The sequence below is a fragment of the Halomicronema sp. CCY15110 genome (assembly GCF_016888165.1).
Taxonomy (GTDB): domain Bacteria; phylum Cyanobacteriota; class Cyanobacteriia; order Phormidesmidales; family Phormidesmidaceae; genus Halomicronema.
Genome location: NZ_JACSWC010000306.1, coordinates 1 through 8174, shown reverse-complemented (window position 1 = coordinate 8174; position 8174 = coordinate 1). Strand labels below are relative to the sequence as shown.

The 8174-nt window shown below is 53.9% G+C and carries 4 protein-coding genes; 2 read left to right on the top strand and 2 right to left on the bottom strand.

The annotated features are described in order from the left end of the window. Positions 1-443 precede the first annotated feature (443 nt). The gene (locus JUK32_RS13620; RefSeq protein ID WP_204139403.1) at positions 444-1016 is read right to left on the bottom strand and encodes a helix-turn-helix transcriptional regulator; all 573 of its coding nucleotides are present in this window, start codon (positions 1014-1016) and stop codon (positions 444-446) included. 656 nt (positions 1017-1672) lie between these two features. Here JUK32_RS13620 and JUK32_RS13615 point away from each other — a divergent pair. Next, entirely contained in the window at positions 1673-5002 is a 3330-nt protein-coding gene (locus JUK32_RS13615) for a DUF3854 domain-containing protein (protein WP_204139402.1), read from the top strand. A 287-nt stretch (positions 5003-5289) separates the two neighbouring features. After that, a complete protein-coding gene (locus JUK32_RS13610) occupies positions 5290-6300 on the top strand; it encodes a YhcG family protein (RefSeq protein WP_204139401.1) in 1011 nt (336 codons plus the stop codon). Positions 6301-6485: 185 nt separating this feature from the next. Here JUK32_RS13610 and JUK32_RS13605 read toward each other — a convergent pair whose 3' ends face one another. Next, complete coding sequence (locus JUK32_RS13605) at positions 6486-8087, bottom strand: protelomerase family protein (RefSeq protein ID WP_309224542.1); 1602 nt, start codon at positions 8085-8087, stop codon at positions 6486-6488. Positions 8088-8174 lie beyond the last annotated feature (87 nt).

The following is an 8174-nucleotide window of genomic DNA, read 5'->3' as shown; positions in this document are numbered from 1 at the left end:
TGGCGTCATGAGGGTACCCATCCAAATATCGCTACAGCCTTACTCTAATATTCCTCTTCAGAAAGTGACCTGCTCCCATTCATAATGCGTTGAATCTTTTCTTTTCTAATTAACGCCTCAATGAATACACCCTGGTCTTTTTCCGCCAGTTCATCAAATTGCCGCAGTAGGTCATCAATCGCTCCAACTCCAGCAGACCTCGCAGAAGATGTTGATGAGTCGAATTGCATAAGCAGCTATATTTCACTTGGTTTGCAAATGACAATGCCGAGTCATGCCAATGGAACCACAAAGCTATTTTCGCTACGCATAGGACGATAGCGACACCCGGCAATAGGCGTCATCTCGCCTGAGCCATATTGTCACATCAGCTACTGAATGAAATCATCCATCTCCGAGAGGTTGATTCATGATGCAGTCGGCTAAACTACATCGAGAGACAATCACCGTCGCTCTTCCGACGGATTTTCCGAAGCGCGATTAATCGCAGTCGAGGTATATTTACCAACTTTGCCAATGAGTTCCGGCATATCATCGAGTTCGCAATATTGCATCAGCTCCATGAGCAGGGCCATAACAGAGAGCACCTTACTCCCTTGCGCATGACGGTCTTTAGAAATCGCCCCAAGTTGTCGCACCAAGCCCATCAAGCTTTCATCATCACAGAGCTGGAGCAGCGCTGAAATAATTTTATGGGGAGAGCTCTCTTCATCGGTAAGAGCATCGTGAGCCAAGCCATCGCCAAGATTCTTGTAGAAGCGCAGGTAAACATCCGTCGGCATCGCATCTAGAAGCCGCTGAAAGGTCGATATCCGTACATCGCGCCCCTGATTTCGCATGAAAGAGAGAGTCGCATCCGTCACACCAGCCGCTTCTGCTAGCTGAGTGGCCTTATATCCTGGGGCTTCGTCGATCGCGGCAAAAAAGGCATCTTTGACCCGAACCCGTTCAGCGGCACTGGCTTCATCTACGGGCACTGAGGCTGGAGTCTGGGCAGGCTCAGTCGGTTCGGTCATAACAGAACGATTGGCGATCATCAGGACAGCAGTCTCTCATCAGAATTTGAGTCAGCAGATTGATGCACAAACAAAAAGATTCGGAGAGTCCTTACGTCTCCATCATGCATCCCGGCGCTCTATTTATAGTCCCCCATCAGCCAAGATTGATCGAGATCACATCGCAAAGCGTTATGAATGCATGGGATTGAGCGAAGCAAATGATAAACGGAATGCCGCTGATCTAAACTTCACAAAAAATTTTATCTTTATCGGTAAGTTGCAGTATGATCGGGGCGGAAAACTGCGATCGCTTCTCCTTTGCATCCCTTTAAACCGGGATAGCAGGCGGCGAAAGCTGTTTCCAGCAGCGCATCTCGCGCTAATCTTATACGCAATCTGCGACAAAGGAGGTGAAAAAACGCTTTAAAAGTCAAAAACTCTGGCTGCTACCAACAACCAGAGTTCAAAGACTACCGCCACGGCGGAACCAAATTATTCGGAATAGACCGACGAGGGACATTCAAGACCTGGGAAAAGGAACCCTTGAATGGCTCACAGAATTAGTGTGTCTATATTATCACGCCTTTCGGAAATGGCAACACTTTTCGAGAGGTGATAGTTAGTGATGCTTGACCACGGTCTATTCCTGCCCTACACAAAAGGAATAGAACAGCATGGAAGCAATTCTCACACCGAGCGATACAGGCTATCGCTTCGGCTCAGACGGTGCACTGCGGTCTTTAGAAACCTGGATGCTGGAGGATTTCCGGCACTCGGTAATCCCCGACCGCCTGACGACCGCTAACGTCGAGATCCTTACAGGGGATGCCGCCATTCAGGTCATCCTGGAAGATCGCATCGCCCAGTCGCAAAAAGTCACCAGCTACGTGACCACTGGCGTACAGCGCTTACTTGAGGTCTATGAACCCCTGCGCGATGGCCTGTGGTGTACCCGCGAAGGTGTTCCTTATGCCAAGCCGATCCATCCACGCCCCGATCCGCACAAGCTGGGTAAGACCATCAAATACGAAACCCCGCCTGGCGCAGTAGCTGAGCCGGTGATGCCCTGCGTTGACGAGGAGACTGCCACCCTGATTTACGATCGCTACGACGTCACCCCCCTACCCGGTCAGGATTTCTGGACCGTCGTCGAGGCACACGGTCTGCCTGTGGCCATCACCGAAGGCTTGAAGAAGGCCCTCGCTCTCATCGCCCACGGTCTCCCGGCGATCGCAGTGCGCGGCATTACCCAGTGGCATGTCAAAGGCAGTTTGCAGCTGCACGCGGCGATTGAACGCTTTGCCACGAAAGGCAGAAGACTGTTCATCGTCTTTGACCAGGACAGCAAACCCAAGACCATCGCTAACGTGCATCGGCAGGTCAAGCAGCTCGGCATCATCCTGGAGGGGAAAGGCTGTGAGGTGCGCTGTCCCATCTGGAATCCCCGTGAAGGCAAAGGGATTGATGATGTGCTCTATCGCTACACCGATGCGGCCAAAGCTGCCGGACTGTGCGAAATTGTTGAGCTGGCCACGCCGGAAGCCGAACCTGAATCAGCTAAAGGCTTCAGTGACCTGCCGCGATCGCCTCAGCATCGGCGCAACGCCAGCAACGATCTGCTCCCCGACAATGCCCTCGAACTGACCAGCGCTGAACGCCTGGATGAGATTCTGAGCGAGGCCCTGACGCTGAAGCAGTACAAGCGCAATGGCCGAATTGCCGCAGCCCTGAACGCCATCTACCGGCACAATGCCCTGACCTTTCCCATTGAGCGCACCACCGAAGGCAACTACCTGCCACCCCTACCCAAACTGACGCCCAGCGTCATTCATGTGGTGGATGCCACCATGAACACCGGCAAGACTTACCAGATTGGGCGGGACTGGGTGCAAACGGCGCTCCAAGAAGACAAACACGTCCTAGTGCTCTCACCGCTGAATTCCCTGGGCCAGCAAACCGCCAAAGACTGGAACATTCTCCATATCCACGATCAGGGCGCGACGGGTCAAAGCCAGCGGGACTTCTGGGAAGCGGCTCGCCAGCGCCCCGGTATTGTGCTGTGCCCGGATTCCATCGCGAAGCTGCCCGAGTGGTTCTGGAGCAAGCCCGTAGTGTTGATCGTGGATGAAGGCAACCAGGTGACTGAGCATATCTGCCAGGGCGATACTCTCAAGAGCCGCTATGGAACCATCCTGGAACGCATTGCCAGCGCTGCTAAACATGCGATCGCCTCGGGTGGAGCCATCGTCTTAAGTGAAGACGGCATTCCGGATCGCGCCGTGCGCTACTGGCAGGCCCTCAGCGGCACCCTGGCCGTACGCTGTTTTCGCCATCGGAAAGTCGGTCTGCCGTGGGATTGTCAGGTCTTCTCCGGCAAAGCCTCCGGGTTTCGGCAACGGCTGCTGCACCGCATTGAGCAGGGCCACCGCCTGCTCTTGGTCACCAGTTCCCAGCGAGAAGCCAAGCGAGTAGACCGTATCTTGCAAAGTAAAGGCATTCGCTCCACCCGCATTGATTCGGAGACCAACGAAGGGGGAGCCTTCAACCTCTTCTTCAAAGACCCGGATCACTGGCTGCAGGTGCATCAGCCGGACGTGCTGATCCTCTCCCCCAGCGCCAAATCTGGCGTCAGCATCGAAGGTCGTGTGGCGGTCGAAGATGCCTACTTTGATGAAGTGTGGGCTTACTTCCCGGCGCTAAGCACCGATACCCACCTGCAACTCCTCGGGCGCTATCGACCATCCGTGCCGCGCCGGATTTTCATTCCGCCCTTTATCACCGGCACCGCCGATGAAGCGCTGGGCAACCCTCGGGCGATCAAACAGCGCCTGAGCCAAAACCTGACGACCCTGGCCCGTCTCTTTGACCTGGCAACCGATGACCACGAGTTGGCCGGTGTCGAAGCGGCGATCCTGGATTATCTGACCACCGCTCGCACCGTCAGCGGCAGCCAAAAGGCGATCGCCCAGGAAGCTTTAATAGATCGCCTTGAAGGCGCTGGCCACCATGTGACCGCTGACACCCTCAAGGCCGATGAGACGACTGCCGAACTCTGGCAGCTTACTCAAGAGCAAATCTGGCTAGAGGAAGCCGTCGAGATTGCCGAAGCTGAACCCGAAGAGGCCCATACCCTCGACTGGGCACACCGCACACTGGACAGCATGGAAAGTGGCCGTGAGGCCCGCCTGATTGCCTATAAGGTGCTGTGTCGCGATGAGTTCCCTGGCATTGCCTTTGATGACGCTGAGGAATGCTATGAAGTGCTTTGTAAAGACTACGGCGCTCTACGGCGAGGCGTCCTGCTCCAGGCCCGTGCTGAGAATCTAGAGGCGGTTAAAGCCAGCGATCGCAACGTGGTCGAGTCGATCCTCGCCAGCTCCATCCGCGCCCCGCACCGGCTGCCGCGCAGCTACGTAAAAGCCGCCATCGTCGCCAAGCTCGGTGTCCTAAATCTGCTCGACGGCAACCCGTGGACCAACAGTGACAAACGGGCGATCGCCATCAAACAAACGGCCCTTCGGTTTATTGACGAAGTCCGCTACTGGCTGAATCTCAATATCAACCCCGACCAGACGCCCTGTGAAATCGTCAACAAGCTCGTCAAGCGGTTAGGACTCGATGTGGCCGCGATCGGTCGCCCTGGCCGTCGCAGCCAAAAGCGAGCCCGCTTATACGCGCCTACAGACCTGGATAATCCAATTCGGCTCAGGCTGTTGCGGGCCGTCAAAGAAAAGCTGTCAGCATCGGTGTCCACGATCTCTAATAAAGATCACTCCCTAGATCAAGAGATCGTGGACACGGGGCTCACAACCGCCCCAGAACCTTTACCCACCCAGGAGCTGGGAGGCTGCCAGATTGGTGATTGGGTACAGTTCGGTCAAACGCTTGGGGCCTGGGTCATTGAGGGGATCGAGGGGGTGATGGCGAAACTAAGCCATGCGGAATGCCCCGGCTATGGCTACGTCTTACAGCCCTTGGCAGCGCTGAGGAGGGCGTATGGTTAACTGTCAGCGTTCCACCCGCTGGATGCGGAACTACCCCTGATAAGGTTCATTCCGCTGTCAGCGATACTGTTGGAGCATTTCGAATGCCAGCAAATATGCTGTTTGCCGACTATTCATAGGGACAGCCCTAGCAGATTTTGGGACTGGCAATAACCTGGTGTCCTGGTCGTGGCTTGGCGTGTTCCAAGCAATCCGCATGTACTAGATACAATGCAGAGGGTCTGACTCGGAAAGCCTAAACACGTTGAGACCTATGAAAGGGGGAGAGAATGCCGAAATCGAGTTTGATGCCGGATGAAGGTAGCTACAGCGTCTTTCTGAATGATGTGAAGACCCGCATTCGTTCTGCCCAAATCAGCGCCGCCATCTCCGTTAATCAAGAAATGACTTTGCTGTATTGGCATATCGGACGCGAGATTCTACTCCGGCAAGAGCAGCAGGGTTGGGGCAGTAAGGTGATTAATCGCCTCTCCCAAGACTTGAAGCGAGAGTTTCCTGATATGAAAGGATTCTCCCGGTCCAACCTCAAATATATGAGGGCTTTTGCGGAGGCTTGGCCTGATTTTCAAATTGGCCAGCAGGTGCTGGCCAATTTACCGTGGACTCAGAATGTCGCCTTACTGGAGAAGCTGAAAGACGAGACTCAAAGGCTTTGGTATGCTCAGCAGTCCCTTGAGAATGGCTGGGGCCGTAGCATTCTAATCGCTCAAATTGAAACTGGCTTATACCAACGCGAGGGCGGGGGGGCTATCACAAATTTTGAGCATACGCTGCCGCCTGCCCAGTCAGAGTTAGCTCACGAAGTGCTGAAAGACCCCTATAAGCTTGATTTCCTAACGCTATCAAAAGATGCAGAAGCAAAGGATTTGAAACGCGCATTAGTCAAGCATATGCGCGATTTCCTGCTGGAACTTGGAGTGGGCTTTTCCTTTGTAGGTCAAGATTACCGGGTCACTGTAGATAACCAAGACTTCTATCTTGATATGCTCTTTTATCACATTAGATTGCGTTGTTTTGTGGTGATTCAACTGGAGTTGGGCGACTTTCAACCAGAGCACTCTGGCAAGATGAATTTCTATCTCTCAGCCGTCGATGATCAAGAGCGTGGCGAGTACGATCAGCCCTCGATTGGCATCATCCTTTGCAAAGCTAAAGGCAAAACGATCGTTGATTATTCGTTGCGCCACCTCCAGAATCCCATTGCGGTTGCGACACACAAATTGCCGAGTGCCGAACGGCTGCAAATCGAGCTAGACAATGCCGTCCAGATGATTGAAGGCCATGATGAGGATGCTTGAGCAACCTGCTGGCAGATTGCCGTGGCGGCATATCGCTGACCGGAAGTCCCTCTGGATGCTCTACCCAGTGGCGAGTAGCTGTAATCCGATGGGGGCTTGTAAGGCATTCTGAACTTTTGGGACACTCTGAAAGCATTGCGAGGAGGTCATCAGCGCCTCCATTGAGTCCTATTTGGGACACCCTTTTAGTTAACGTAAGTGGCTTCTTGCCAGTTGGGAATCCCGAGGTAATCGCGGGCGATCGCCTGAAGCACGGCATCTTTATCCTGCACCGAGCGATTGTGGCGGCTGCCAATCATGTAGCGTTCATGGATTTCCTCAATTTCCGCCTCTTTCTCAGCGATGGCCTCTTTAATGGCGGGAAGATAACTCGCCCCCACCAAGACCGCCAGACTGCGAATCGACGGGAAGGAAATGCGTAGCCTTAGATCCGAGCGCTCCTGAGCTGTATTCCATTTGATGATGGCATCAATGACATCGGCAACTTTATCAGTCGAGTCAGCCTGACCGGAGTGACGTGAGACAGTCTCGGTCTTCGGAGTCGTCGCTGCTTGACTCGATGCTGATTCCTCGGTGGGCGCTGACTTAGAGACCGGCTTTTCTGTCGCCGGTGCTACTGGCTTTTCTTCCTTAGACCGTGCCGCCCCACTACGGATCCCTCCCAAAAGATCCTGAATGGCGTTGAGCTGAGATCGCGTTTCCTCCAGTTCCGCTTTCAGTTCGTTATTGCGGGTCTCTAGCTGAGCATTCCGCTCCTTTAAGAGGGCAACCTCATCGGTGTTTGCTGGTCGCGACGCTAATTTTTGGTGTTCCTGCTCCAGCGCTTGATACTGCTGCCGCAGGGTTTCAATTTCCTGAGTGAACCAGTTGATGGCCTGGGCGAACTCACTTGCCGTTTTGACTTCTCGTTTTTCCTCTTGAGCCATCTTGACCTCAAATTCTTCTAGCAAGGCGTGGACCACATCTGCTGTGGTGCCTGTAATGCCTTGGTGGGCCATCAGGTCGGTAATGCGTTCCAGGTCATCCGCATAGACGTTAGGGCGCTTGACGGTTGGTTGCACAACATCAGATTTAGTCATTGTGGGTGTTTCCTGGGTGTTCAATTCTGGGGGCATGTCATCCAGTTTTTCTGAGTCGAGTTCCGGAGCTGTTTCAGCCTCCGGACTATCCTTGGCTACGGTAGCTGCGGCTCGATGGTATCGAGGCTGCCGAAATACCTCGACGACTTCCAGGTCGGACACTTGGCCTAACTTGATGCCTAATCGGCCATCGCGATTACCTTGACCATTGCCAATGGCGTAGTCGTCGTAATTGGAGCGGGCGGCATAATTTGGGAGCTTTTTGCCGTCTTGGGTGATCGTGAAATGCCCTTGAATTTCGGCCTTAAACTGATGCTCTGGCACTGAAGGTGGACAGTACCAGTGCGCGGCAATGGTGGCGTAGACGGCTCTGAAGATATGGGTGTAAAGATTCTCCTTGTCGCTTCTAGCGGGTACCAAATCGCTGAAATGCTCCTCACACTTATTCGCGATCGCCCCGCTGTAAAGGTTATTGACCTTCTGCTTTGCTTGCCGATCGGAGAGCCCCTGTAACTTCAGCTCATCGGTTCTCAATCCCTGCTGCAGGCGTTGAATGGCCGCTAATACCTCCTGTGCGGGTGCCAACGTGGGAATCTCGATGGTGATATCCTGTGTCTCCTTCCGTTTGGCCATCTGGCTAAAATTCAAGCTCCAGGCTGACTTTAGTGAAAAGGTTGAAATCAGGATTTCGCTAATCCGCCGTCCAATGAGAACCGCTAGGTTAAACTCATCGCCGGGGTCGCCCCCGACGATGGTCTACAGAACCGGACGTGAAAGTTTCCCTTCATCCGGCTC

Excerpts from the sequence above, each read along its gene's own strand:
- JUK32_RS13620 (WP_204139403.1), bottom strand. The coding sequence starts at position 1,016 with ATGACCGAACCGACTGAGCCTGCCCAGACTCCAGCCTCAGTGCCCGTA.
- JUK32_RS13615 (WP_204139402.1), top strand. The coding sequence starts at position 1,673 with ATGGAAGCAATTCTCACACCGAGCGATACAGGCTATCGCTTCGGCTCA.
- JUK32_RS13610 (WP_204139401.1), top strand. The coding sequence starts at position 5,290 with ATGCCGGATGAAGGTAGCTACAGCGTCTTTCTGAATGATGTGAAGACC.